The 26597-nt window shown below is 28.1% G+C and carries 26 protein-coding genes; 18 read left to right on the top strand and 8 right to left on the bottom strand.

Annotated elements, in window-relative coordinates; translation table 11 throughout:
• The first annotated feature begins 11 nt into the window (after positions 1-11).
• From ACQY5W_RS03735 to ACQY5W_RS03670, 14 genes are all read left to right on the top strand, one after another.
• Positions 12-1274: a serine hydroxymethyltransferase gene (locus ACQY5W_RS03735; protein ID WP_428023601.1), complete on the top strand. Its 1263-nt coding sequence runs from the start codon at positions 12-14 to the stop codon at positions 1272-1274.
• A gap of 22 nt (positions 1275-1296) precedes the next feature.
• Positions 1297-2295 (top strand): SPOR domain-containing protein, encoded by a 999-nt coding sequence (locus ACQY5W_RS03730; protein WP_428023600.1) that lies wholly within the window; start codon positions 1297-1299, stop codon positions 2293-2295.
• 14 nt (positions 2296-2309) lie between these two features.
• Entirely contained in the window at positions 2310-3728 is a 1419-nt protein-coding gene (locus ACQY5W_RS03725) for an anthranilate synthase component I family protein (RefSeq protein WP_428023599.1), read from the top strand.
• Positions 3729-4112: 384 nt separating this feature from the next.
• Positions 4113-5285 carry a tetratricopeptide repeat protein gene (locus ACQY5W_RS03720; RefSeq protein ID WP_428023598.1) on the top strand — a complete coding sequence of 391 codons (1173 nt, stop codon included), beginning with the start codon at positions 4113-4115 and terminating at the stop codon, positions 5283-5285.
• Complete coding sequence (locus tag ACQY5W_RS03715) at positions 5282-6763, top strand: FecR family protein (protein WP_428023597.1); 1482 nt, start codon at positions 5282-5284, stop codon at positions 6761-6763. Before ACQY5W_RS03720 ends, ACQY5W_RS03715 begins: the two co-directional genes overlap by 4 nt.
• 70 nt (positions 6764-6833) lie before the next feature.
• Positions 6834-7616, top strand: coding sequence for a pyridoxine 5'-phosphate synthase (locus ACQY5W_RS03710; RefSeq protein WP_428023596.1), 783 nt, complete (start codon positions 6834-6836; stop codon positions 7614-7616).
• A 4-nt stretch (positions 7617-7620) separates the two neighbouring features.
• Complete coding sequence (gene pdxA, locus ACQY5W_RS03705) at positions 7621-8535, top strand: 4-hydroxythreonine-4-phosphate dehydrogenase (RefSeq protein WP_428023595.1); 915 nt, start codon at positions 7621-7623, stop codon at positions 8533-8535.
• A 4-nt stretch (positions 8536-8539) separates the two neighbouring features.
• On the top strand, positions 8540-9607 hold the full coding sequence (locus ACQY5W_RS03700) for an ATP-binding protein (protein ID WP_428023594.1): 1068 nt from the start codon (positions 8540-8542) through the stop codon (positions 9605-9607).
• Positions 9608-9673: 66 nt separating this feature from the next.
• Positions 9674-10381, top strand: a complete 708-nt coding sequence (gene pyrH / locus ACQY5W_RS03695) for a UMP kinase (RefSeq protein WP_428023593.1) — start codon at positions 9674-9676, stop codon at positions 10379-10381.
• A 13-nt stretch (positions 10382-10394) separates the two neighbouring features.
• Positions 10395-10607: a DNA-directed RNA polymerase subunit omega gene (locus ACQY5W_RS03690; protein ID WP_428023592.1), complete on the top strand. Its 213-nt coding sequence runs from the start codon at positions 10395-10397 to the stop codon at positions 10605-10607.
• A gap of 4 nt (positions 10608-10611) precedes the next feature.
• The gene (locus ACQY5W_RS03685; RefSeq protein ID WP_428023591.1) at positions 10612-12753 is read left to right on the top strand and encodes a RelA/SpoT family protein; all 2142 of its coding nucleotides are present in this window, start codon (positions 10612-10614) and stop codon (positions 12751-12753) included.
• Positions 12754-12805: 52 nt separating this feature from the next.
• Positions 12806-14014 (top strand): tyrosine--tRNA ligase, encoded by a 1209-nt coding sequence (gene tyrS, locus ACQY5W_RS03680; protein ID WP_428023590.1) that lies wholly within the window; start codon positions 12806-12808, stop codon positions 14012-14014.
• A gap of 10 nt (positions 14015-14024) precedes the next feature.
• Entirely contained in the window at positions 14025-15101 is a 1077-nt protein-coding gene (locus ACQY5W_RS03675; protein ID WP_428023589.1) for a nitronate monooxygenase, read from the top strand.
• A 91-nt stretch (positions 15102-15192) separates the two neighbouring features.
• Positions 15193-16458, top strand: a complete 1266-nt coding sequence (locus ACQY5W_RS03670) for an N-acetylmuramoyl-L-alanine amidase family protein (protein ID WP_428023588.1) — start codon at positions 15193-15195, stop codon at positions 16456-16458.
• Here ACQY5W_RS03670 and ACQY5W_RS03665 read toward each other — a convergent pair.
• From ACQY5W_RS03665 to ACQY5W_RS03645, 5 genes are all read right to left on the bottom strand, one after another.
• On the bottom strand, positions 16409-16864 hold the full coding sequence (locus tag ACQY5W_RS03665; RefSeq protein WP_428023587.1) for an NUDIX domain-containing protein: 456 nt from the start codon (positions 16862-16864) through the stop codon (positions 16409-16411). The genes ACQY5W_RS03670 and ACQY5W_RS03665 overlap by 50 nt on opposite strands.
• Positions 16864-17934, bottom strand: a complete 1071-nt coding sequence (locus tag ACQY5W_RS03660) for an LptF/LptG family permease (protein WP_428023586.1) — start codon at positions 17932-17934, stop codon at positions 16864-16866. The genes ACQY5W_RS03665 and ACQY5W_RS03660 overlap by 1 nt, the downstream gene beginning before the upstream one ends.
• Positions 17935-18486: an aminoacyl-tRNA hydrolase gene (gene pth, locus ACQY5W_RS03655; protein WP_428023585.1), complete on the bottom strand. Its 552-nt coding sequence runs from the start codon at positions 18484-18486 to the stop codon at positions 17935-17937.
• A gap of 6 nt (positions 18487-18492) precedes the next feature.
• The gene (locus tag ACQY5W_RS03650; RefSeq protein WP_428023584.1) at positions 18493-19029 is read right to left on the bottom strand and encodes a 50S ribosomal protein L25/general stress protein Ctc; all 537 of its coding nucleotides are present in this window, start codon (positions 19027-19029) and stop codon (positions 18493-18495) included.
• A gap of 72 nt (positions 19030-19101) precedes the next feature.
• Positions 19102-19464, bottom strand: a complete 363-nt coding sequence (locus ACQY5W_RS03645; protein ID WP_428023583.1) for a c-type cytochrome — start codon at positions 19462-19464, stop codon at positions 19102-19104.
• Positions 19465-19535: 71 nt separating this feature from the next.
• On the opposite strand from ACQY5W_RS03645, the gene folD reads away from it, so the two are divergent.
• The 3 genes from folD to rpiB are packed head-to-tail and all read left to right on the top strand — an operon-like array spanning position 19536 to position 21631.
• Positions 19536-20396, top strand: a complete 861-nt coding sequence (gene folD / locus ACQY5W_RS03640; RefSeq protein ID WP_428023582.1) for a bifunctional methylenetetrahydrofolate dehydrogenase/methenyltetrahydrofolate cyclohydrolase FolD — start codon at positions 19536-19538, stop codon at positions 20394-20396.
• The gene (gene lepB / locus ACQY5W_RS03635) at positions 20397-21182 is read left to right on the top strand and encodes a signal peptidase I (protein ID WP_428023581.1); all 786 of its coding nucleotides are present in this window, start codon (positions 20397-20399) and stop codon (positions 21180-21182) included.
• The gene (gene rpiB / locus ACQY5W_RS03630; protein WP_428023580.1) at positions 21182-21631 is read left to right on the top strand and encodes a ribose 5-phosphate isomerase B; all 450 of its coding nucleotides are present in this window, start codon (positions 21182-21184) and stop codon (positions 21629-21631) included. Before lepB ends, rpiB begins: the two co-directional genes overlap by 1 nt.
• An 11-nt stretch (positions 21632-21642) precedes the next feature.
• On the opposite strand, the gene ACQY5W_RS03625 is transcribed toward rpiB, so the two are convergent.
• Both ACQY5W_RS03625 and ACQY5W_RS03620 read right to left on the bottom strand, forming a co-directional pair.
• Positions 21643-22065, bottom strand: coding sequence for a GNAT family N-acetyltransferase (locus ACQY5W_RS03625; RefSeq protein WP_428023579.1), 423 nt, complete (start codon positions 22063-22065; stop codon positions 21643-21645).
• Entirely contained in the window at positions 22062-23042 is a 981-nt protein-coding gene (locus ACQY5W_RS03620; RefSeq protein ID WP_428023578.1) for a DUF2156 domain-containing protein, read from the bottom strand. The genes ACQY5W_RS03625 and ACQY5W_RS03620 overlap by 4 nt, the downstream gene beginning before the upstream one ends.
• 250 nt (positions 23043-23292) lie before the next feature.
• On the opposite strand from ACQY5W_RS03620, the gene ACQY5W_RS03615 reads away from it, so the two are divergent.
• Positions 23293-24522, top strand: coding sequence for an HD domain-containing protein (locus ACQY5W_RS03615; RefSeq protein WP_428023577.1), 1230 nt, complete (start codon positions 23293-23295; stop codon positions 24520-24522).
• Positions 24523-24544: 22 nt separating this feature from the next.
• On the opposite strand, the gene ACQY5W_RS03610 is transcribed toward ACQY5W_RS03615, so the two are convergent.
• Entirely contained in the window at positions 24545-26527 is a 1983-nt protein-coding gene (locus ACQY5W_RS03610; RefSeq protein ID WP_428023576.1) for a TonB-dependent receptor, read from the bottom strand.
• Between the last annotated feature and the right edge of the window lie 70 nt (positions 26528-26597).

Here is a 26597-nt window from a genome sequence, read left to right as displayed (position 1 = left end):
AGAAATTAAATATGAGTTATATTAGCAACAAAAATTTAGAACAAGCAGATAAAGAAATTTTTGATATTATCGAAAATGAATTAGGAAGACAAACAAATCACTTAGAAATGATTGCAAGTGAAAACTTTACAAGTCCAGCTGTAATGCAAGCAATGGGTTCTGTATTTACAAATAAATATGCTGAAGGTTATCCATATAAAAGATATTATGGTGGATGTGAATTTGCTGACCAAGCAGAGCAATTAGCAATAGATAGAGCTTGTAAAATATTTGGTTGTAAATTTGCAAATGTTCAACCACATGCAGGTAGCCAAGCAAACGGTGCAGTTTATGCAGCATTAATCAATGCTGGTGATAAAATTTTAGGTATGGATTTATCACATGGTGGGCATTTAACTCATGGTTCTAAACCTTCTTTTTCAGGTAAAAATTATCAAGCATTTTATTATGGTGTAGAACTAGATGGTAGAATTAATTATGACAAAGTTATGGAAATAGCAAAAATTACACAACCGAAAATTATTGTTTGTGGTGCAAGTGCTTATGCTAGAGAGATTGATTTTGCTAAATTTAGAGAAATAGCTGATGCTGTTGGAGCTATTTTATTTGCTGATATTGCACATATTGCTGGTCTAGTTGCTGCTGGTGAACATCCATCACCATTTCCTCATGCTCATGTTGTAACTACTACAACTCATAAAACATTAAGAGGACCTAGAGGTGGACTTATCTTAACTGATGATGAAGAGATTGCAAAAAAAATCAACTCTGCTATTTTCCCAGGACTTCAAGGTGGACCATTAGTTCATGTTATGGCTGCAAAAGCTGTTGCATTTAAAGAAATTCTTGACCCATCATGGAAAGAGTATGCAAAACAAGTTAAAGCAAATGCAAAAGTTTTAGCTGAAGTATTAATGAAAAGAGGATATGATATAGTTAGTGGTGGAACAGATAATCACTTGATTTTAGTATCATTTTTAAATAAACCATTTAGTGGTAAAGATGCAGATGCAGCTTTAGGAAATGCTGGAATTACAGTAAATAAAAATACAGTTCCAGGTGAAACTAGAAGCCCATTTGTAACAAGTGGTGTTAGAATAGGAAGTCCAGCGCTTACAAGTAGAGGGATGAAAGAAAAAGAGTTTGAAATTATTGCAAATAAAATTTGTGATGTTTTAGATGATATTGAAAATACTGACTTACAAGCAAAAGTTAAAAAAGAGTTAGAAGAACTGGCTAAAAATTTCGTTATTTACACTAGTTCAACATATTAATAAATACTAAAAAAGGCTTATTATGGAAATAAAAGGCGAAGATTTTATAAAAAATGTTCAAATTAAAAGGGAACAAACTGAGTTAGAAGAGAGATTAATGGAGCTTGAAGCACAAGCAAGAAGTATAAACTCTTCTAAAAATAATCCTTATGAACAAAACAATCCTTATGCAAGTAATAATAGTTTTACCTATGAGGAAGAAGTTAATAAAACAGAATCAGAATTGGATGATATTCTTTTGGGAGCTAACAACTCTTCTCAAAATAAAGATAATAAGAAAAAGTATATTATTTTAGGATTGGTTCTTGCAGTTTTATTTCTAATAACTATTATAATCTTTCGTCTTTTAGATAATGAAACAAAAATAGATGATTCATTAACAAATAATAAAGAAACAATTCCACAAGATAAACCTTTAGGTGATAATATTGAGCAGCAATACCAAAAAATAGTAAATGAAAAACTAAAAAGTATTGAAGCCTTAAATAAAAAAACTGAAGAACAAAAAAAAGAGATTAGTGAAGCAATGGACTTAACTAATATTCAAAAAGAAGAAAAGAAAGTTGTACTACCTGAACCTTCAGCTAAAGATATAGAAAAAGCAAAAGAGTTAAAAAAAGATATTTTTAATGTGGAAGAAAAAGTAGCTGAACCAAAAGTTGAAAAACCTAAACCAGCACCAGTAGTTGCTAAGCCAACTCCTAAACCAGTTGCTAAACCTATAGTAAAAGAAGAAGTTAAAAAAGTAGTTACAAATACAGCTTCTAAAAAAGCAACTACTACTAAACCAAGTGGAACTTTTATACAAGTTGGAGCTTTTTCAAAAACTATTGACAAAGATTATATGGATAATCTAAAAAATAGTAAACTTAATTATGTTTTTTACAAAGTAGATGTAAAAGGAACAACTTTTACTAAGGTATTAATAGGTCCTTATAAATCTAGAAATGATGCAACAAAAGAGATAAACACTGTTAAAAATAAATTAAAAATCCAAAGTGTTTTTATTTTAAAATTATAAAAAGGTCTAAGTAGATGCAAATTTTTTCCAAAGAACTTTTCTTAGACCAATTTACTCCCGTATCAATTTATAAAAAAGTAAAAGAAATCTATAAAGATGAAATTACTTTTTTATTTGAAAGTACAATCAACTCTAGTGATGGTAACTATTCATATATCGTAATTGGTGCCAGAGAAAGAGTTTGGCATGAGGGTTCAAAGACATTTTTTAAAAACGAGAAAGGTGAAACTAAAGAAGTAAATTCAAATCCTTTAAAATTTTTAAAAGAGTATTATAAACAATTTAACAAAAACTTTTACAAAGAAAAATCTTCAGAGTTGGGAATTGGACTTATTGATGGATTTATAGGAAATGTTGGTTATGACATTGGTAAAGAGTTTGAACCAGTACTTAAACCATATATGGACCCTTTAGAAGATGAATTAAATATTCCTGATTTGGATTTAATACGACCTAAAATAATTTTAGGATTTTCACATAAAACATCTAAGTTAGTGCTTCTTACATCTTTAGATAAATGCAAAAATGATTTGGATTTAATTGAAAAAGAACTTTTTACTCCATATGAATTTTTGCCTTTAAATAAAGCAAAACTCCTAGATGAAGGGAAATTTAACTATACTAAAGATAAATTTTTTGAAATGGTTTCAAAATCAAAAGAGATGATTAAAAGTGGAGATATTTTCCAAATACTTATTTCAAATAGATTTACACAAAAAGCTGTTGTTGACCACTTAAGCTTTTATAGAGCATTAAGAAGTAAAAATCCAAGTCCTTATCTGTTTTTACTACAATTTGAAGATTTCTCAATTGCAGGAAGTTCGCCAGAAGTTATGGTTAGACTTGTGGATGGGCATATACTTTTACGTCCAATTGCTGGTACAAGAAAAAGAGGAAAAACTATCGACAAAGATTTGGAGATGGAAAATGAGCTTATCTCTGATATAAAAGAAAGAGCTGAACATATAATGTTGATTGATCTTGGTAGAAATGATGTTGGAAGATGTGCAAAACCTGGAAGTGTAAAAGTAACAGATTTGATGAGAGTAGAAAAATATTCACATGTAATGCACATGGTATCAGATGTTGAAGCTATTATTGATGATAAATATGACATGTTTGACCTTTTTGCTGCAACTTTCACAGCAGGAACAATGACAGGTGCTCCCAAAATACGAGCCATGGAATTAATAGCACAATTTGAAGGAATAAAAAGAAATTTTTACTCTGGAAGTATTGCTTACTTTGGTTTTGATGGAAACATGGATAGTGCAATTACTATTAGAACTACAATGTTAACACATGACAAAGTTATTTTCCAAGCTGGTGCAGGAGTTGTAGCTGATTCTATTCCAGAACTAGAGTACTTAGAAGTTCAAAATAAGCTCGCTGCTAATATAGCAACTCTGAAAGAGTTAACTAACGAAAGTTAGTGCTAGCGATTTCTTTTGAAAACAAGCTTGCGGCAAACATTGCCACGCTAAAGGATTTAGCGTAATATTTTAATAACAAGCGAAGTTTCCTTGAAAATAAGCTAGCTGCTAATATAGCAACTCTGAAAGAGTTGCCTTCATAAAAAAATAATTAAAAATATCTTTTAAATAATCTCAAATTATTGTATAATGGGCTCTTCAATAAAAAAATAACCATAAGGCATACAATTTGAAAGCTTATTTCATCATATTTTTTTCTTACTAACTTTAGTTTTTGCAAATGAAAAACAAACAGTTGAAGAGAATAACAAAGTTTTAACTTCCAACGCTTATATCCTTGCAAAAGCACAGTATAAACTAGGTAATTATATAACTTCGTATAAAATGTTCAATAAACTATTTTTAGAACATACAGATAATGTACAAATAAACTATTATTTGGCTATGAATGCTATAAATTTAAAATTATATGATGATGCAACAGCAGCATTTGAAAGAGTTTTAATCAAAAAACCTGACTTTCATAGGGCAAGACTAGAATATGCAAGAGTTCTACTTATTTTAGGTTTTAAAGAAGAAGCTAAAAAAGAGTTTTTAAAAGTTTCAATGTCACCTATTCCTGAAAATGTAAGAATAAATATTCAAAAATATTTAGAACAAATTGATAATACTTCAAGTTCAACATTTATCTCTTTAAGTTTAGGTATGATGTATGATGATAATATTAACAGTGGTATTGATTATGACACCTATAACTTACCAGGATTTGGTAATTTCCAAGTAAATGGAACTCCACCTCAATCAAGTAGTTCTTATATAGCATCTTTTATGATAAATCATTTACACAGCTTAAATAAAAACTCTAAACTTTTCTTAAAACATACAGGTTACTATTTTTATAAAAATCAAACAGTAAATGATACATACAATTTTAACTTTCTTTCATATAAGCCAACTTTATATTATAATGATTCTAAAAATAAAGCTGAATACTCTCTACAACTAGGGATAGAAGATATTCTTCCTGGTGATAATTTAGACTTTATTGCATATTCTATAATGCCAGCATACAAAAAGATTATTGATAAAGATAATAGTATAGATATCTTTACACAATATAAAGATATTCATTACTCAAAACAAGAACATAAAACTAGAAATTATGCAAAAAAAGGTTTGGGAGTTAGTTGGGATTATAAAAAATTAAAATATAGCCTAAGTTATGAAAAAGATTCTAGAGATTTTGGAACAAGAACTGATCTAAATAAAAAAATTATAACAAATTCTATTGCTTATAATTATGACATACAACCAAGTATAATTTTAAATACACAATTTCAATACAAACAGATAAACTATGAAGATGAGGATGTTCTTTTTACAACTAAAAGAAAAGATATATCACGAAATTTTTACCTAGGTTTAACTAAAGTAATAGAAAAAAGAGATTTTGTGACATTTTCTTATACCAATACAAACAACAATTCAAATCAAAAAGCCTATACCTATGATAGAAATATCCTAAGTGTAAATTATACATGGAGATTTAAACTATGAAAAAAATTTTATTATTATTACTTTTTATAAATTTGTACATATATGCAAATGTTGCAAAAGTAGTTGCCTTAAAGGGTGATGCTTATATTATAAGAGGAAAACAAGAAATTAAATTGGATCTTCTAACAAAAATATTAAAAGATGACATTGTAAAAACAAAAGATAACTCAAAAATTCAAATAATTTTTACAGATAATACGATTATAACCATAGGTAAAAATTCACAATTAGCTATAAGTGACTATGTATTTGATGAAAAAAACAATCAATACAAGGCAGATTTTGGACTCTTAAAAGGTACCTTTAGAACAATTACTGGGAAAATAGGAAAAATCTCTCCTGATAGATTTAAACTTAATTCAAAAAGTTCAACAATAGGTATTAGAGGAACACAAATAATAAGTAATGTACAAATTGATGGAGATATTATTTATTGTACAGAGGGACAAATAGAAATCATATCAAAAATCACAGGAGAAAAAATTGTTCTAAAAGCAGGTGAATTTATAAAATTAAAAAAAGGTGAAAAATTAGAAAAACAAGAATTTAATGCAAAAATAATAAAAAATGATGATGAAGCAACTAAATTTAAATTAGAAGAAGATAAGCCTGAAGAAGAACCTAAGAAACCTGAAACAAATCCAGAAACAAACCCAACTGATCCAATTGAACCTAATGAACCTCAATACCATGATCCAGATAATCCTTCTGTTACTACTACGACTCCAGTAAATCTAAGTGGAACTACAGTAATGTACGATATTACTGGAGATTATTTTAATTCTTTAATTACAGGAACATATAGTGAGAAAAAATTGGCTTATGATGATAGTGGAAATGTAATTAATTTAAATCTAGATGATATAGATACAAAATATACTGTAGGTGGCTCATATAGTAGTAGTTTGTCTTCAGCAGGAACTCAATCATTATATAATGCTACAAATATCTCATTTTCATCTGGAACTTATACTTCTATAGCTAATACCGCATCAGGATTTGATACAAATGATGATATACAATGGGGAAGTTGGAATGCAACTTTTATAGACCATAATAATAGTAATGCAACTTTTAACTTAAATGGATTATGGTTAGTAGGTAGTCAAACACCTGAAGCAGAAGTACAAGCACTTATAAATAATAACACTGTTGCAACTTACAATGGTTATGTTTTAGCACATAATACAACTGGTACTAATTACAATGCTTCAAACTCATCAATTGCACTTACTATTAATTTTGGATGTTCTTGTGTAACAGGAACTTTTAATTTTGATGGGACAAGTGTAAACGTAAGTGGTTCAAGTGTCACTTCTAGTGGTTTCTCTTTTAATAATGTAAGTGGAGGTGGCTCTGCATGGGGAAGTGGAAATGGTAAATTTTATGGAACTAATGCTAGTTCTGTTGGAGGTGATTTCAAAATTGGCTTTATGACAGATAACGTGATTGGCGGTGTTTTCAAAGGTAAAAGATAAACATACATAGTATTTTTAACATATTTATCAAACTTTTGATACTATTTCAAAAAGATTTAAAGGACTATTTATGTTATTGGGTGTAAATATTGACCATATCGCTGTTTTAAGAGAAGCTAGAAAAATAAATGACCCCAACCCACTTGATGCACTTGGAATTTGTAAACTTTCAGGTGCTGACCAAATTACTATACATCTAAGAGAAGATAGACGTCACATCCATGATAGTGATGCAAAAAATATAATCAAACTTTCTACACTTCCTGTTAACTTAGAGTGTTCAATAAATGAAAAAATAATTGATATAGTGTGTAAATTAAAACCAGCTCGAGCTACACTTGTTCCAGAAAATAGAGAAGAAGTTACAACTGAAGGTGGATTAGATTTAAAATCAAACTTTGAGAAAATAAAAAAGGCTGTAGATAAACTACATGAAAATGAGATTGAAGTTTCACTTTTTATTGACCCATCTAAAGATATGATAGAACTTTCAGAACAACTACAAGTTGAATGGGTAGAACTTCATACTGGAACTTTTGCAAATATTTATGCAATGCTTCATGGTAATTTAATCAATACTCATCACAGTATAAAAGAGTTAGAACTATCAAGGGAAGAGTTAAAAAAACTTCTTACAAAATCAAGAAAAGAGATAAAAAAAGCTGCAATACTTGCGGAAGAATTAAATCTTAAAGTTGCTGCCGGTCACGGTTTAAATTATCAAAATGTAACTATGATATCAAGAATAAAACAAATAAGTGAGTTAAATATTGGTCAAAGCATAATTGCAAGATCTGTTTTTACAGGTCTAAAAGATGCAATAATTGATATGAAAAATCTTATTAAGGATTAAATTTATGCAAAAAATAGCGATATCAATTGGTGATTTAAATGGTATTGGATTACAAATAGCCCTAGAAGCACACGAAAAAATAAAGAAAATATGTAAACCAATATATTGCATAAATAAGGATTTATTAAAAGAAGGTGCAAAACTATTAGATCTTGATATTCCAAAAGATTTTGAACTAGAAAAAGTAAAAGGTAAATTTATTATTAAGCCAGGAACTGTAACTAAAGAAGCAGGTGCTTATTCTTTTGACTCTTTTACTACTGCTATTAAACTTGCATCTAAAAAGAAAGTTGATGCTATAGTTACTCTTCCTATTAATAAAGAGTCTTGGAATAAGGCTGATGTTCACTATAAAGGCCATACAGAAGTATTAAGGGATTATTTTGGTAAAGATGCAATTATGATGTTAGGTTGTCCTAAACTCTTTGTCGCTCTTTACACTGAACATATAGCACTAAGAAAAGTAGCAAAAAAAATAGATGAAGATAAATTATTAAATTTTTTACTTGATTTTTATAAAAATGTAAAACAATCAAATATTGCTGTTCTTGGACTAAATCCCCATGCCAGTGATAATGGTGTTTTAGGAGATGAAGAAATACATATTATAAAGGCAATAAAAAAAGCAAATAAGCAACTAGGAGAAAATATTTTTAAAGGTCCACTTGTACCTGATACTGCCTTTTCACCAATGAATAGAAAAAATTATAACTATTATGTTTGTATGTATCATGACCAAGGTTTAGCTCCTTTAAAAGCATTATACTTTGAAGAAAGTATTAATGTTAGTTTAAATATACCAATTATACGAACATCAGTTGACCATGGTACAGCATTTGATATAGCATACAAAAAAAATAAAGTATCTTTAAAAAGTTATATAAATGCAGTAAAAGAAGCCATTAATTTAAGTAAATAATTAGATGAAAATTTTAGACTCATGTTATGAAATAGAATTTAATAAAATAAATTTTCAAGAGAGAAAAGAAAAAATTACTCATCCTAAAACAATTGTTTGTGGACCACCTAAAACAGGTAAAAGTTATCTGATTTATGATTATTTATCAAATTTTGATTCAAAGGATTATTTATATATAAATCTTGATGATTTTAGAAATCAAAAAGATGAAATTGTTCTTTTTTTAAATGACTTTATCAAAGAGAAAAAAATCAAAGTTTTAGTTTTAGAAAATTTTGATTTTGATTTTGAAATTCCTACTACCGATAGCGTACTTATTAGTACCTCAAATTACAAAGAGATATATGGATTCAAAACAATCTTTGTGCATGCTTTGGATTTTGAAGAATATTTGCTCCATGACTCAAAACATCAAAATACTATTGCCTCTTTTAATTATTTTTTAAAATATGGTAATTTACCAGAAATGATTGTATTAGATGAGAATAAAAAGATAAATAGATTACAAGAGATTATTAAACTTTTTTGTAAAGATAAAACAGAAATTGAAGTTTTAAAGCTATTATTATCCTCAATTGATGAAAATAAATCTATTAATCAACTCTTTACCATATTAAAAAAAAGTATCAAAATATCTAAAGATAGATTTTATGAACTTTGTAAATTTTATGAATCAAATCAACTTATATTTTTTCTAAAAAAATATAATCAAGAAAAATCAACAAAAAAAATCTATGCTTATAACCATGCTTTTTTAAGTTCAATTTCCCATAATAAAAAGTTTAAAAATGAGTTTACAAATATGGTTTTTTTACACTTACAAAAAGAATATAAAAGCATATATTATTTGGATAAAATTGATTTTTTTATTGAAGATAATAGAACTTTAGTTTTATCAATTCCCTTTTTTAATACCATGCTTCATGGCTCTATAATCAAAAAAATTCACTCCTTTATTGATGAATTAAATATACAACATGTGTACATAATAACAGCAGGAAATAGTGAAAATCTAAAATACCAAAAAATCGAAATAAATATATTACCTTTTTATGAATGGGCAGTCCAATAATTTATTTAAATGAGTATTTAGTTTTATTTAGATATAATCCAAAAATTATAATAAGGACACATACCTATGAACAAAAGAGTACTTGTTAAGTTTTCAGGTGAAGCTTTAGCTGGTAGTGATGGATATGGTATTGATACAAAGATACTAGATTACATTGCAGAAGAGATAAGAGAATTAGTTGATAACGGTATTGAAGTTGGTATCGTTATTGGTGGAGGTAACATTATTAGAGGTGTAACTGCAGCTGCTGATGGTGTTATAAAAAGAACTAGTGCAGACTATATGGGTATGTTAGCAACTGTAGTAAACGGTATTGCTATGCAAGAAGCACTAGAACATAAAGGTCTAAATGCAAGATTACAAACTGCAATTAAAATGGAACAAATTGCTGAACCATTTATTGTTAGACGAGCAAAAAGACACTTAGAAAAAGGAAGAGTTGTAATTTTCAGTGCTGGTACGGGAAATCCTTTTTTCACAACTGATACAGCAGCAACATTAAGAGCAACAGAAATTGGTGCTTCAATGCTAATTAAAGCTACTAAAGTTGATGGTGTTTATGATAAAGATCCAGCAAAATATGATGATGCAGTAAAATTAGATACATTGTCGTATGATAGAGCTTTAGAAGATTCAATTAAAGTTATGGATGATACAGCTATTGCACTTGCAAAAGATAATAGCCTTCCAATAGTTGTAGCTGATATGTACACAAAAGGTAATTTACTTAAAATCATCAATGGTGATTTAAGTCAATGTTCAATAGTAAAATAAATAAAGGAATAGTATGAGATTAGAAGAGAGATTATCGCTAGCATTAAAAAGAGTAAACAATGATAGATATATCCTTTCATTGGCAGTTGGTCAAAGAGCTGATGAATTAAGTAAAGGTGCAAAACCACTTTTAGAAAAAAATACTCAACACATGAAATATACAGATATTGCAATTGATGAAATTGGTCAAGGACTATTAGTTATTGAAGGTTTAGTACACAAATAATTATATGGATTCATATATCAATAAAATTCAGCGTATAAACACTATAAAAAGTGCTTATGCTGAATTAAGCTCACAAATTGAAATTACCCCTAAACTAAAAGAGATTGTCGATTTTACAATAAAAGCTCATGATGAGCAATATAGAAAAAGTGGAGAACCATATGCTGTTCATCCAGTTTTAGTTGCTAGTATTGCAGCACATTTTTCAGCGGAAGAGACAATAGTAGCCGCTGCACTTTTACATGATGTGGTTGAAGATACTAAATATGACTTAGATTTTGTAAAAGATAAATGGGGAGAAGATATTGCTCATGTTGTTGATGGTTTAACAAAAATTGATGAAATAAGAGAACATGAGTTACTACCCTCAACTTCAAATAAAAAACTTATAACATCTGCTCTTTCTTTTAGAAAAATGTTAATTGCATCAATAGATGACCCAAGAGTTTTAGTAGTAAAACTTTGTGATAGACTTCATAATATGCTTACCCTTTCAGCTTTACCTGAAAATAAACAGTTTAGAATAGCAGAAGAGACTTTAGTTGTTTATGTTCCAATTGCTCATAGACTTGGTATTTCTACTATTAAAAATGAACTTGAAGATTTAGCATTTTATTATATCTATCCAGATGAATATAAAAAAATTGATGATTTTATGAAAGAGCATCAACAAACAATCCAAGTAAGCTTTAATCAATTTATATCATCAACTAAAATTCTTTTAGAAAAAAATGGTTATGATGATAGCAAAATCAAAATTTTTTCAAGGGTTAAACACTACTACTCAATCTATATGAAAATGCAAAGAAAAGGTGTAACTATTGATGAAGTTTTAGACCTTATGGCAATTAGAATTCTTGTGGAAAAAGAGATTGATTGTTATAAAGTTTTAGGACATATTCACTTAGAATATAAACCTTTAATTTCTAGATTCAAAGATTATGTTGCAACACCTAAAGAGAATGGTTATCAAACAATTCACTCAACAGTTTTTTATAACTCCAAAATTCACGAAGTTCAAATTAGAACATATGATATGCACAAAGTTGCAGAGTTTGGGATTGCAGCACACTGGAAATATAAAAGTGGGATGAAACACTCTCCAAATCTAAATTGGCTAAAATCATTAGAATATTCAAATGAGAATATCGAAGAATTTTATAGTGAAGCTAAAGAAGATCTTTATTCTGAAGATATGGTAATTTATTCTCCTAGGGGAGATACCTTTACTCTTCCAAGAAATGCAACTGCATATGATTATGCTTATATGATTCATACAGACGTGGGAAACAGAGCAGTTGATTGTTTTATTAATAAAGTGCGAAAACCACTACTAACTGAACTTCAAAGTAGTGATATCGTTTCAATTAATACTACAGACCATAATATACCAAGATGTTCTTGGATTGATATGGTAAAAACAAATAGAGCAAAAAAACAAATAAAAATTTTATGTACGCAAAGAGAAAAAGAGATAAATGAATTTAGTGGTAAAAATATCATAAATACAATCTTTGCAAAATATAAACCTAATATAGTTGATTTATATAAAGTTGATAATGTTTATAAGATTCCTTTATTATTAGATTTTTTTAAACATACTAAAAAACAAATTGAAAAGAAAATTCAAGAAAATATGAACTTTGTTGCAAGGTTCAAAATGCCAACAACAAAAATAAAAGAATACAAATTTGAAAATATACTTTTTTACTCAAATTACTCAATAAACTCTATCTCTTTTGAGCACTGTTGTCATCCTAAATTTGGAGATGATATTGTCACTTTTAAAGAGGGCAATAAAGCAATTATACATCATAAGATGTGTGACAAAGCATATAAGAAAATAAAAATTGGCAAAGAGATGCTTTTTTGTAAATGGATTGATAATAAACTTTACCAATATAAAATGGTTGTAAGCTTACCAAATACAAAAGGTGAGTTAGCAAAATTATTGACATATATGAGTCAATATGAAGGTTATATTTTATCTGTAAGTTATGGAAGAGAACCACATAGTTATATCCAATATTGTGATATAGAGTTTGAAATAAATAAAAAAAATAGAGATGAAGTTCGTAAATTAATAGAACAAAAAGTAAAAGTTATTGAGTTTTTTTCAAAAAAAGATGCTTATAATAAAAACTAAATTTTTATTTAATAAATAAAAAGTATAATAAGCGATTATTTAAAGAGGTACAATGGAAAACAAAGTAAAAGAAGCATTAGCAGAGATACAAAGAGGAAGCTCTGAAATAATTGACATAGAATCAATTGAAAAATTACTAAAAGATTATTATGAAACTGGAAAACATTTTTATGTAAAAGCAGGATTTGACCCTACAGCTCCTGATTTACATTTAGGTCATACAGTGCTTCTTCAAAAATTATCTGTTTTTCAAAAATTTGGTGGAATAGTTCAATTTTTAATAGGTGACTTTACTGCAAGTATTGGTGATCCAACTGGTAAAAGTGAAACAAGAAAAATTTTATCAAAAGAGCAAGTTTTATTAAATGCTCAAAGTTATAAAGACCAAGTTTTTAAAATATTGGATGAAAATAAGACAGAAGTAGTATTTAATTCAAATTGGCTAAATGATTTAGGGGCAGCAGGTATTATTGCTTTAGCTTCTAACTTAACAGTTGCAAGAATGTTAGAAAGAGATGATTTTGCTAAAAGATATGCTTCAAATACACCAATTGCAGTGAGTGAATTTACATATCCCCTACTTCAAGGATATGACTCTGTTCATTTAAAATCAGATATAGAGATTGGTGGAACTGACCAAAAATTCAACTTGCTTATGGGTAGAACTTTACAAAAAGCATACAATGTAGGTAAGCAACAAGCTGTTTTAATGATGCCAATTTTAGAAGGACTTGATGGCGTTCAAAAAATGTCAAAATCCTTAAATAATTATATTGGTGTAACCGATGAAGCTAATAATATGTTTGGAAAAGTATTATCTATTTCAGATGAACTTATGTGGAGATATTTTGAACTACTATCTTCTAAATCACTAAAAGAGATAGAAGAGTTAAAAAATGGTGTCCAAAATGGTACACTTCATCCAAAAGTTGTAAAAGACTCTTTAGCAATAGAAATTGTTGATAGATTTCATGGAGAAGGTGAAGGTTTAAAAGCACAAGAAGAGTTTAAAAAAGTTTTTGCAAAAAAAGATATTCCTACAGATATTCCAGAATTTGAATTAGCTGATGGTACTTGGATTTGTCAAGCATTGGTTGATACAAATTTGGTTAATTCTACTTCACAAGCAAGAAGAGATATACAAGCAGGTGCAGTTAAAATCAATCAAGAAAAAACAAGTGATGACAAACTTAATTTGTCAAAAGGTGAATACATTTTACAAAAAGGTAAAAAAAGTTTCGCTAAGATAGTAATAAAATAAAGGGCTAATTTTGAGAATAGGTAAATATGAAATAAAACATCCAATTATCCAAGGTGGAATGGGTGTTGGTATTAGTTGGGATAAATTAGCTGGAACTGTAAGTTTAGAAGGTGGATTAGGAGTAATCTCTGGGGTTGGTACAGGTTATTACAAAGAGAATGAAGATCTTGTAATAAAAATGAAAAAAGAAAAACCTGTTGATGTTATGAATTTTTATAATAAAGATGCCCTAAAAAAGATTATTGATAATGCTAGAAAAATTTGTGGTGATGCACCATTAGCTTGTAATATTTTATACGCATGTAATGATTATGGAAGAATAGTTCAAGATGCTTGTGAAGCAGGTATTGATATAATTATTACAGGTGCTGGAATTCCTACTAATATGCCTGAATTTACTAAAGATTATCCAGATGTAGCTTTAGTACCAATTGTATCAAGTGCTAGAGCATTAAAACTAATTTGTAAAAAATGGAAAAGATATAATAAACTTCCTGATGCAGTAATCGTAGAAGGTCCATTAAGTGGAGGGCATCAAGGATTTAGTTATGAACAATGTTTTCAAGAAGAGTTTCAATTGGAAAATATTGTACCTCCCGTTATTGAAGAAGCTAAAAACTGGGGTAATCCTCCAATTATTGCTGCTGGTGGTATTTGGGATAAAAATGATATCGATAAATTTTTAGCAATGGGTTGTGCCGGTGTTCAAATGGCTACAAGATTTATAGGAACATTTGAGTGTGATGCAGCTGATTCATTTAAAGAAGTTATAATCAATGCTAAAGAAGATGATATTAAACTAATGAAATCACCTGTTGGTTTACCAGCAAGGGGTGTTCAAACTAACTTACAAAAATCAATGTTAGAAGGGACTGCACCAAAGGTTGTATGTATATCAAACTGTGTTGCACCTTGCCATAGAGGGGTAGAAGCGAAAGCTGTTGGATATTGTATTGCAGATAGACTTGGTGCTGCATATCAAGGGGACACAGATACTGGATTGTTTTTTACAGGTTCTAATGGATATAGAATTGACAAAATAATTTCAGTTCATGAACTTATGGAAAAATTAACAAAAGGAGAATAAAATTTTAAAAAAATTTATTCTCTCAATTCTCTTTTCAATTACACTTTTAGCAACATCTACAGAATTAAATTCAAAATTTAACTCTGTAAAAATGGACTATTTAAGAGCTGTCTTAAATAGTGACAAAAAAGCTGAAAAAACTAATCTTCAAGAATTAATCAAAATTGGTAAAAAATTAAATAAAAATACAACTACTTATGAAAAAGAACTTGCAAAATTAAATACAAAAATAATACCTATTCAAAAAATTGATAAAATAGAACCAATAAAAAAAATAAAATCACTCAAAGATGAAAAAACTGAATACAAAAATAGTGCTTATAACATAGATAAAGTATATGTTGATGATGACCAAATTATTATAGATTTTAAACATTATATTAAAAAAGAGTATATAAAATATATTGAAGAAAAAAGAGGAGATAAATATTACGATATATTTGACTTATATGGTAGATTTAAAGACGCTTCTCCAACAAAACTTACAATAGATGGTATAGATAGAATTAGAATACTACAATATAAATATAAAACACTTAGAATAGAACTAATCAACAAAGAAAATTTAAAAGCAATCTATATAATAAATAAAAAAAGAATCATTATAAAAATTCTTAATTTAAAAAAACCAAGAAAAACAGAATCTACAATTCTTCCAGTAAAAACATTACATTATAACAACAAAGTGATAGTTATAGATTCAGGACATGGGGGAAAAGATTCTGGTGCAGTGGGAAATAAAAATAGATATGAAAAAAACACTGTTTTTACTGTAAGTAAATATCTTTATAACGATTTAAAGAAAAGGGGATATAAAGTTTACCTTACAAGAAATAAAGATAAATTTATTGAGGTTAAAAATAGAACTGTCCTTGCAAATAGAAAAAAGGCTGATATTTTTATCTCAATACATGCCAATGCTGCACCAAAATCAGTTAGTTATAAAGCAGAAGGTATTGAAACCTATTTCCTAAGCCCAGCAAGAAGTGAAAGAGCTAAAAGGGTCGCAGCTTTAGAAAATAGCTCAGATATGAATGCTATGAACGATAGTTCTCAAAATACATTATTAACGATTCTTAACCAAAGTAAAATTACCTCTAGCCAAAAATTGGGTATAGATGTACAACAACATCTTTTATATAGTGCTAGAAAAAAATATAAAGATGTGGTTGATGGTGGAGTAAGAGAAGGACCATTTTGGGTACTTGTTGGTGCACAAATGCCATCAATACTTATAGAAATTGGTTATATTACCCATAAAGAAGAAGGGAAAAGGCTTTTTGAAAAAGATTACCAAAAACTTTTAGCTAGTGGTATTGCAGACGGAGTTGATGCTTATTTCGCAAAAAATCAGTAATTTTTGATATCAATTTAACTTGCTTTGCTCTTATCTTCGGTAGTTTATATATTGAGAAAAATTTAACTTTTGAATTTTCCCATGATAGGTTATTATCTAAAAGTTTTTCATCTAAAAAATAGCTATCCAAATTTGAAACTTTGTTTGCATTTACTAACCAAACACCAATATCTTTTTCTAAATTATTTTGATCAAAAAACTCTTCAAAATCTGAAATCTCGACATTTATATTGCACTCTTCAAAAAACTCTCTTTTAGCACATTCCAAAGCATTTTCACCACTATTTTTAACACCTTTTAAACAACCCCACTTGTTTAAACTTTTTACTGATTTACATAATAATATTTTTATATCATTATTATCAATCTTATATAAACATACACCATAAGCATACTTTTTTGCCATTATTTATAACCTATTTTTTTGTTTATTAAAATATACGTAATAATATACCATAAAATAATTGGTAAAAGAATTGAAAACTCTGGATTTAAAACTCCTCCAGAAGAAAATTTATGAAGCATAAAAAATAAACCCCAAATTACTAAAGTTGAGGCAATTGACAATGAAGTAAATTTACCAATATTAAAAAATCTACTATTAAAAGATGTATATGAAAAAATCAAAATAATCAACGGAATAAAATATAATGGTCCCACAATTTCATAGTATAAAGAAGCTCTGATTTTGTCCGTATTTACATCTTGATCTGTTAGAAGTATAAGCGCAGATACTGCATCAATTATTGAAAATGAAGAGGTAGATTCGTACACATTATCTAAAATTTTTGGTTTAAATCCTTCTAGGGTATATAAAAACTTTTCATAATGTATTTCAACTTTAGAATTATTCCAATCAATCTCTTTTGGCTTTTTAGTAATTTTGGCATCAATAATATACCATCTATTATTTTGGAAATAGGCTTTTTTAGCAACAATACCCTCTTCTATATCAGCATCAACAACTTTATAAATATGAATATCTTCCGCATACTTTTGCAAAGGGTATAACTTTTTAAAATATACAAAATAATCATTATATTTTACAAAGATATCACTTTTTGAACTTGTAAAATATGTGCCCTTTAAAATCTTCTCTTTATAATCATAAGCATAAGCTAAAGGTGTACTTTGTATAGCTATTAATAAAATAATTAAAACCATAGATACCCAAACAACTGGCATAAAAATTTGTCTATTCCCTACTCCTAAAGATAAAGAAGCAACCATTTCATTTGTTTTAACCATGATTACAATAGTTATAATCCAACCAAAAACTAATGACAAAGGTAAAGTAAGTGTTAGTGTAAAAAATCCATTATATAAAATATATAGTAATTGTAAGTTTGCAGAATTTGGTATTTCATCATAATTTTGTAAAAAATCAATTCCTACAAAAAATATCTCTAAAGATATTAAAACTATGACAAAGTTTCTAATAAATTTTTGTAATAAATATTTTGTAATTATTCTCATCTATTTCATTGTAAATTTGGATTTTACTTCATCTATTGAATCAGTTTTTAATGATTCTATAGCTTTGATAGTATGAGAGATTATACCTTCTAATTTATTTAATTCTTCTTTTGAAAAGTCCGATAATACATAATTAGCAACATCATTTTTATCTTGAGGTTTTCCAATTCCTATTCGAACTCTAATATACATATTTCCAACATGAGCATCTATTGATCTTAAACCATTATGACCACCATGACCACCACCAACTTTGAACTTTACAGTTCCAAAAGGCAAATCTAAATCATCGTGGATTACAATTATATCTTCAAGATTTAATTTATAATACTCTTTAATCGCATGAACAGCTTGTCCAGAATTATTCATATATGTTGTTGGTTTTACTAAAAGTTGATTTGATGATTTTAAAACATCAGCATTGAAGTTTGATTTGTTTATATTTGAGGTTGTAAGGTTTTTAGCTATCTCATCGATAACTAAAAAACCTACATTGTGACGGTTGTTTTCATATTTAGTCCCTGGATTTCCAAGTCCTACTATTAAAAACATAGTTTACTACTTAGCTTTAATTACACCAACAATTGGTACTCTTGGGTCTAAATAACAATCTACACCTTCTGGCATAGTAAGATTTCTTACTAAAACGTTATCACCAGTATCTAAATCAGCAATTTCAATGTGGAAATTTTCTGGTAAATTTTCAATTGTACATTTTACTGCAACTCTTTTTTTATGGAAAACAAAAAGACCTTTGTTTTTTAAACCTTTTGGAGTTCCTGAAACAGTTACTGGTACTAAATAATTAGCTCTTACACCTGGTAATGCCATCATTAAATCTACATGTAATAATTCAGAAGTAATAGGGTGTTTTTGGTACTCTTTTACAACTACTTTACAAGTAGTATCTCCAACTTTTACATCAAATGCAACAGTTGTTTTGTTTTTTAAAAATCTAATGAAATCATTTCTTTTAAATGCAGCGTTGATATTTTCAACACCTTTTCCATAGATGTTAGCTAAAATGTAACCTTCTCTTTTAAGTTGCTTAGCATTTTGCTTAGTTATACTATCTCTTACGATACCCTCTAACATTTTTCTTCCTTGTTTTAATTTAAAGTTGGGGATTATACTAAAGTATTATTTAAATTAAGTTTAAGTTGAATTTTATTTTTTAAGATTTTTTATGTAGAAGTATATGGATTTAATTTCATCATCAGTCAAAAAATAAGAGGGCATAATATTTGAGCTTCCTCTTTTAGTTGTTAAGACATCAACAAATTTTTCATAAGAGACCTTATTAATTGGTGGTGCTTTTAAAGTTTTAGTTTCATTTTTTTTATCTTTATATTTTGCAATAACAACACTTTTATCTCCCCTATCATGACACTTGTTACACCCTATTCCCCTAGGATTTTCATATAACATTGCACCATATTCATATTCAGTGATAAATGAGTTATTTATAATATCTTTTGCAAAACTTATATTTAAAAGTAAAAATAATATTGCAAACTTGGCTATTCTCAAACTTAACCTTTGTGTAAATTCTTTTTGGGTATTATAGCAAGCTAAAATTAAAACAGTTATAAGGTAACTACATGGTTATATTAGATGGTAAAGCATTATCGGAAAAAATAAAAGAAGAAGTTAAAGTTGAAGTATCAGAGCTAGTAAACACTAAACAAATCACGCCAGGTCTTGCAGTTGTATTAGTAGGAAATGACCCAGCAAGTGCAACTTATGTAAATAGTAAACATAAATCATGTGAAGCTGTAGGTATTTATTCTGAAGTTCACACAAAAGATGAATCAACTACTCAAGAAGAGTTATTGGCACTAATTGAAGAAATGAACAATAACCCAAAACTTGATGGTATTTTAGTTCAATTACCACTTCCAAAACATATTGATACTACAACTGTTTTAGAAGCAATTAATCCTTTAAAAGATGTAGATGGTTTCCACCCTTACAATGTTGGAAGAATGGTCTCAAATCTTGATGCTTTTTTACCTGCAACACCATTTGGTGTTATGAGAATGTTTGAAGAGTATGGAATAAAATTAAGTGGTAAAAATGTTGTAGTTATTGGAAGTAGTGATATTGTTGGTAAACCAATGGCATCACTTTTAATCAATGCAAAAGCTACAGTTACAGTTTGTAATTCAAGAACAAAAGATTTAAAAGCTCATACAAAAGAAGCAGATATAGTGGTTATTGCTGTAGGTGTTCCACATTTATTAAAAGCTGATATGATAAAAGATGGTGCAGTGGTTATTGATGTAGGTATTAATAGACTTGATACAGGTAAATTAACAGGTGATGCTGACTTTGAAGATTGTAAAGATAAATGTTCATTTATTACTCCAGTTCCAGGTGGAGTTGGACCTATGACTATTGGTATGTTATTAAAAAATACTCTTAAAGCTGCAAAGTTAAGAGATAAAAGAGAAAGTAAATAAATGTTAAAAAAACTATATAACTGGTCTAGTTCATGGACTGGGACTATTGTAATTGTTCTTAGTATCATATTTTTTGTTGCTCAAGCTTTTGTAATCCCAAGTGGAAGTATGAAAAATACACTTTTAATAGGTGATATGCTTTTTGTAAAAAAATTTACTTATGGTATTCCAACCCCAAGAATTCCTTGGCTTGAAGTAAAAGTTCTTCCTGATTTTAATGATAATGGGCATCTTATAACGGGAGATGGACCAAGTCGAGGTGATATAGTTGTTTTTAGATATCCAAAAGAAGAGACTATTCATTATGTAAAAAGATGTGTGGCTGTTGGTGGAGATATTGTTGCGCTTCAAGATAAACATTTATTTTTACATCCCCATGAAGGAAATGAATACGTAAAGAAAAATTACGAAGGTTATCATGTAACTGAAGTGGATGGAAAACTATTTGTTATGGATCCATATAGAAAAGATCATCCAGGTGTTCATAATGATCCAACAATTACAAGAAATGCTACTCCATTTAGACAACTATTTGATATGAATCCAATTAAAATACCTGAAAATGAATATTTTATGATGGGTGACAATAGAGAACACTCAAATGACTCTAGATTTTGGGGAACAGTTCCATACAAATATATAGTAGGAACTCCTTGGTTTATCTATTTTTCTTGGGATAAAAACTATGAAGTTAGATGGGATAGAGTTTTTAGAACAGTTGAAAGTATAGAAAAAGAAATGGATAGCAAAGAGCTTGAAATTAACCATGAAAAAGGAATTTATTAATGAAGTATTTTATTGGTGCAGACCACGCAGGTATTGATATAAAAGCATATGTAAAAGAACTTTTTGAAGCAAGAGGTCATGAAGTTATTGATTTAGGTCCAAATACAAAAGATAGAGTTGATTATCCTGATTTTGCTGCTAAAGTATGTAAAGAAGTTTTAGCAAATGAGGGTTCAAAGGGAATTTTAATTTGTGGTTCTGGTATTGGTATGTCTATGGCTGCTAATAAATTTGATGGTATTAGAGCAGCTTTATGCCACAATGAATATAGTGCTACAATGGCAAGAGAACACAATGATGCAAATGTAATTTGCCTAGGTGAGCGAGTTTCTGGTTATGGTATGGTTGAAGCTATTGTTGATGCTTGGGACAAAGCAACTTTCCAAGGTGGAAGACACGAACAAAGAGTTGAAAAAATCAACAATCTTTTTGGAAGCTGTAGAGCTTAAAGACTAAAGAGTTATCTCTTTAGTCTCATCTTTATTCCATCTTCATCATCATAAAATTCTTCTAAAACTTTTACTTTTTTAAATCCAAATTTTTCATATAAATTTATTGCTGTTTGATTACTAACTCTTACTTCAAGTTCAAAGCAATCTTTATCTAAAGTATTTAAAGAAAACTCTAGCAATGATTTACCTAAACCTTTTCCTTGAAACTCTTTTAAAATAGCCAAAGAATAAAGTCTATAATAGTTTTTTCTTTTTAGCCATAAAATATAAGCTACTGTTTTTTTATCAATTTTTATTTTATAAATTATATTTCTTTTTAAGTGATAAGAAAAAGAAGCTTTTGATAAAGCTGAACTATCATTTAAAAAAAGCTTCTCTTCTATAAAAAGAAGCTCTTTAATATCATCTAAATTTGCTTTTTCTATTTTCATTTTTGATAAATTGTATACTTTGGTACTAATTTATTTGGTCTATATGACATTTTTACTTTTTTCAAGTTCTCAAATCCCATATCATCACCTACATTTATATACTCTACATCGAACTTATCTTTTAAAATTTTTGTAAACTCTCTAAAAATAAATTGCGCACAACCTAGTATTTCAAAATCTGTTTTTTCTATAATTACACTAGCTGTTAAATCATTGATTTGTTCACCAACAGTAAACCCTTTTAACTCATCATTAATATAAATTACTAAACCAATAATATCTAGATTTTCATAGTCATTTATCAATCTTTTGATAGCAAATCTTTCAAAATAGATACCATCTAAAAAGACTTCTACTTCCTCTTTTGGCATATATGTTGTTCTATCTTTTACCCATTTATTAAATAGACTTAAAACCTCAGCACCGTGCTTTTGTTTATCAAGAATTTCAATTCTATGGTCAGGATAAATCTTTTTAAATTTATTAATTTCATTTCTTTTTGATTTATAAGCATCACCTTTTAAATCAATTAAATCTTCAACTTTATAAATATAATCAACAAGTTTTTTTTCAATAATAAAGTCTTTTAGCATCTCATAAACTAAAGTACCTTCTTCTAAATAATCAACAAACCCTTCTAATAACTCTTCGTGTACATACTCTATTTTTGAGTAATTTCTATTACTATTATGGGTATTCATAATCTCAAAACATTGTAACATAGCATCATAGGTATTATTTTTTTTACCAATTGGAGGTAAAAGCATAGATAATTCACCCGAATTTAAAATAAACAGACAAAATGTATCATTAACAATAGTATAAAATCCTGTTGCCGTTGATAACCATATATAATTTCCTGCAAAAGTATAATCACTTACATCTACATTGATAAGTTCTAAATACTCCATCATTGTATCTTTAGCTTTTAAATCAAAATGTTTTAGCGTGTAGTTGCTTATTGTCAAAGTTGACATTATTTTTCTTTTTCCTTGTGTTAATTTTTGGAATTATACATCTAATTTTAAACTTTGCATCAAATTTTAAAAATGTTTTTTCTAAGTGCCTATTTATCAATATTATGGGATAATCAAAAGAAAAATTAAGAGTCTAAAATGCACGAACCTTGGGTTGCTTATATGGTAGTTGGAACAGTAGTTACATGTATGATGATAGGTAAAAAAATGATGTTTTTTAATGATGACTCAAAAAAGAGAGCTAAAAAAGATGATTAACCATAAAATTATAGATTATATTTTCTCTTCAGCATCCATTCAAAGATGGAATGACTATCCAAGAATGGTCGAACTTGTTGAACTTGATAAACAAGCTCATAAATTTATAATTGCATATTTTATTGCAAAACTAGAAGATGATATAAATTATACTCATCTAATAGAAGCAGGAATTTTTGAGTTTCTTAGACGAGTTGTTGTAACTGATATACGTCCAGATGTATTTAGAAATGCCCTACAAAAAAAATCAAAAGAGATAAATGCTTGGGTAATAGCAAAACTTTATGATTCTATAAAAGATATAGATGGTGGTAATTTTCTAAAAAAATTTGAAGAATATCTATCAAATCCAAATATGTACAAAAAAGAGAGATTTATAAATAAAGCTGCCTCTTATCTCTCTACAAAATGGGAGTTTTCAATTGTATATCAAACAAGTACTTTTTTAAGTGATATTGAAGATGTTAAAAAAAGTGTTGAAGAAGAGATTGAAGATTATTATGAATTAATAGGGGTGCGAAAAATAGCACTAAATAAAAAGCTATCTAAAATCATAGATTTAAGTGGAAGATTGAGATTTCAAAAAAGATGGGCACAAACTCCAAGAATCCCTGAAACTTCAGTTTTAGGTCATATGCTCACAGTTGCACTTTTTGGTTACTTTTTCTCACTTGATGTAAATGCTTGTGATAAAAGACTTCAAAATAATTTTTATACTGCTTTATTTCATGATTTACCAGAAGCTTTAACTAGAGATATTATTTCCCCTGTAAAATATTGTGTAGATGACTTATCTGAAATTATTAGTGAATATGAAATTATTAAAATTGAAGATGATATTATGCCTAATGTTCCAGAAAAAATAAAAGAAGAGTTTTCTTATCTTTTAGGGCTTTATGATGGTGTAAAAGATGAATTCTTAGATAAAATAAATGAAGATGGCATAAAAATAATAAAAGATGGTTTAGCAGCATATAATGTTGATAAATACAATGCAATAGACGGCTTAGCACTTAAACAATGTGATAAATTATCAGCGTTTATAGAAGCTAGTTTATCAATCTCACATGGTATCAAATCAAAAGAGTTAGTTAATGGGAAAAAAGAGATTATCAAAACTCTTAAAACTATTCAAGATGTTGATTTTAAAGAAATTGCCACAAAAATTGATGAAGCATTTGGAACTACAGGACAAACTCAAGTTAGAATGGATTTTGAATAAAAGGAAGAATCACTTCCTTTTATTAGAATTTATACCTTAAGTTAATATAAGCATATCGACCTGGATCATTTAAAAGCTCAGTTTTCCCATTTCCCACATATCTTATATCATTATAAGTATTTGTTGAAGCATATGCTTTATCGAAAATATTATCAATACCTAAAGTGATTTCAAAATTTTTAGTTATGCTATTTTTATATTTTAAATTAAATATTGTATAACCACCTAACTCTTGTTCACCATTATCACTATCATTATTACCCCAATTATCAACTGCAATCATCTCTGCGGTTAATTTATGAATTGAATACTCATAATTTAAAGCAAGATTTCCTTTTAGTGGAGTAATTTCTGCTAAGTCTTTATCACTTTGTCCTTTAAGTGGCTCATCTTTTTTCCCTCTTTGATATGCAATACCATAATCTAAAGAGAATAAATCACCCATTAAATAAAATCCATTTATCTCTGCACCATAAATTTTTGCATCAATATTTTCAAATTGTGTTGTTGTAGGACTTGTAGTTTTATTGTAAATATAATCTTTTAAGACTGAATAAAAAAGTTTTGTTTTTATATTAAAATCACCAATAGTCTTTTCAAAACCAATATCAGCTTCATAATTTTTTGTTTGGTCTAAATCATTATTTGTACTTCCATAATAAAGCTCTCTAGCATCTGGAACCCTAGAAGATTTTCCAATACCAACAAAATACTTGGTACTACTATCAAAATTATACGTAGCAAAAATATTTGCACTTAATGAATTGTACTTTTTATTTGTTTTTGCACTTGAATCTGGATCAATATTTGTATGGTCATATCTTGAACCAAACTCTAAGTTCAATTTCCCAATATCTTTTTCAACTTTTGCAAATATAGCTTTATTTGTAGTGTCTGTTGATGTTAGTGTTGTAGTAAAAGCTGATTCAGCACCTGTAGCTACTGAAGTCATATGACTCTCACCTTTCCAATTTCTTACACTTGTATCTAAACCTAAGGTAATATAATAATCAGAAATATCCATACCATTTTTAAGTTTTGTTCCCCAAATAGATGATTTCATATGATTAGTCATATACATCATCTTACCAGAATCTCTTAATTTTGTACTCATTGGATGGTCAACATTTGAGTAATAATAATCAAGATTTAACTCTTTTGAGTACTTACCTAAATCCCTTTTACTATAACCAAAAGTATAAATATTTGAGTCATCATAATCTGCATCCATTGGAGTATTAGGATAAAGAACATTATCACTTCTATTTGCTGTGTATGAAAGTTTTACTTCTGAACTATCATCTATATTAAAAATAGCTTTTGATAAAAGTGTTTTTTTAGTATATGCTTCATGATTTCTATTATCAGAAGAGTATTCACTTGTTGTTGAACTTGCTATTCCATTTGCAACTTGTTGCTCATAAAAATCATTTCCATTTCCATCTTCATATTGGTCACTTTTTTCTGTTGAAGCAGAAAGCAACAACTTAAATCTATCAGTTCCACCACTAATTGTTGCACTTGCTTTTCTATAGTTAAAGCTTCCTGCATTTAGATTAACTTCACCTTGTAATTCTTTTGTTGGCTCTTTAGTATTTATTTTTACTTTTCCACTAAGTGTTCCAAAATTTTCCACATCATATGGACCTTCTATAACTTCTACACTTTCTACATTGTTTGATAATATATGTGAAGTTGCTGGATCCATTCTATTAGGACATGCCCCATAGATTTTTGCATCATCAATTATGATATTTATATTATCTTTTTTTTGACCTCGTAAAATAATATCATTTGCAATTCCACTTCTTCTTACAAGTGAAATAGAAGGTACATTTTGAGTTAAGGCTTCTGCTAAATCAGCACTTTTTATCTCATTGTCACTTATACTTTTTATAACTTTTGTATTTACCTTTTCAGATATATTAACTGTAGGTACTTCTACTTCATTTGCCAATAAAACAGATGATGTAACTATACTTAATATATAAATAGATTTTTTCAATATACTCTCCTTAATTTTTGAAAGTGATTATTATATATATCTGTTAATTTAGTGTTAATACGTATTTTTA

The organism is Arcobacter sp. (assembly GCF_050300555.1).
GTDB lineage: Bacteria > Campylobacterota > Campylobacteria > Campylobacterales > Arcobacteraceae > Arcobacter.
Note: the sequence above shows the minus strand (reverse complement) of the source record. Positions and strands in the feature narration are given on the sequence as shown.

Coding starts and splice junctions, on each gene's coding strand:
- ACQY5W_RS03735 (WP_428023601.1), top strand. CDS start 12: ATGAGTTATATTAGCAACAAAAATTTAGAACAAGCAGATAAAGAAATT.
- ACQY5W_RS03730 (WP_428023600.1), top strand. CDS start 1,297: ATGGAAATAAAAGGCGAAGATTTTATAAAAAATGTTCAAATTAAAAGG.
- ACQY5W_RS03725 (WP_428023599.1), top strand. CDS start 2,310: ATGCAAATTTTTTCCAAAGAACTTTTCTTAGACCAATTTACTCCCGTA.
- ACQY5W_RS03720 (WP_428023598.1), top strand. CDS start 4,113: ATGTTCAATAAACTATTTTTAGAACATACAGATAATGTACAAATAAAC.
- ACQY5W_RS03715 (WP_428023597.1), top strand. CDS start 5,282: ATGAAAAAAATTTTATTATTATTACTTTTTATAAATTTGTACATATAT.
- ACQY5W_RS03710 (WP_428023596.1), top strand. CDS start 6,834: ATGTTATTGGGTGTAAATATTGACCATATCGCTGTTTTAAGAGAAGCT.
- pdxA (WP_428023595.1), top strand. CDS start 7,621: ATGCAAAAAATAGCGATATCAATTGGTGATTTAAATGGTATTGGATTA.
- ACQY5W_RS03700 (WP_428023594.1), top strand. CDS start 8,540: ATGAAAATTTTAGACTCATGTTATGAAATAGAATTTAATAAAATAAAT.
- pyrH (WP_428023593.1), top strand. CDS start 9,674: ATGAACAAAAGAGTACTTGTTAAGTTTTCAGGTGAAGCTTTAGCTGGT.
- ACQY5W_RS03690 (WP_428023592.1), top strand. CDS start 10,395: ATGAGATTAGAAGAGAGATTATCGCTAGCATTAAAAAGAGTAAACAAT.
- ACQY5W_RS03685 (WP_428023591.1), top strand. CDS start 10,612: ATGGATTCATATATCAATAAAATTCAGCGTATAAACACTATAAAAAGT.
- tyrS (WP_428023590.1), top strand. CDS start 12,806: ATGGAAAACAAAGTAAAAGAAGCATTAGCAGAGATACAAAGAGGAAGC.
- ACQY5W_RS03670 (WP_428023588.1), top strand. CDS start 15,193: ATGGACTATTTAAGAGCTGTCTTAAATAGTGACAAAAAAGCTGAAAAA.
- ACQY5W_RS03665 (WP_428023587.1), bottom strand. CDS start 16,864: ATGGCAAAAAAGTATGCTTATGGTGTATGTTTATATAAGATTGATAAT.
- ACQY5W_RS03660 (WP_428023586.1), bottom strand. CDS start 17,934: ATGAGAATAATTACAAAATATTTATTACAAAAATTTATTAGAAACTTT.
- pth (WP_428023585.1), bottom strand. CDS start 18,486: ATGTTTTTAATAGTAGGACTTGGAAATCCAGGGACTAAATATGAAAAC.
- ACQY5W_RS03650 (WP_428023584.1), bottom strand. CDS start 19,029: ATGTTAGAGGGTATCGTAAGAGATAGTATAACTAAGCAAAATGCTAAG.
- folD (WP_428023582.1), top strand. CDS start 19,536: ATGGTTATATTAGATGGTAAAGCATTATCGGAAAAAATAAAAGAAGAA.
- lepB (WP_428023581.1), top strand. CDS start 20,397: ATGTTAAAAAAACTATATAACTGGTCTAGTTCATGGACTGGGACTATT.
- rpiB (WP_428023580.1), top strand. CDS start 21,182: ATGAAGTATTTTATTGGTGCAGACCACGCAGGTATTGATATAAAAGCA.
- ACQY5W_RS03625 (WP_428023579.1), bottom strand. CDS start 22,065: ATGAAAATAGAAAAAGCAAATTTAGATGATATTAAAGAGCTTCTTTTT.
- ACQY5W_RS03620 (WP_428023578.1), bottom strand. CDS start 23,042: ATGTCAACTTTGACAATAAGCAACTACACGCTAAAACATTTTGATTTA.
- ACQY5W_RS03615 (WP_428023577.1), top strand. CDS start 23,293: ATGATTAACCATAAAATTATAGATTATATTTTCTCTTCAGCATCCATT.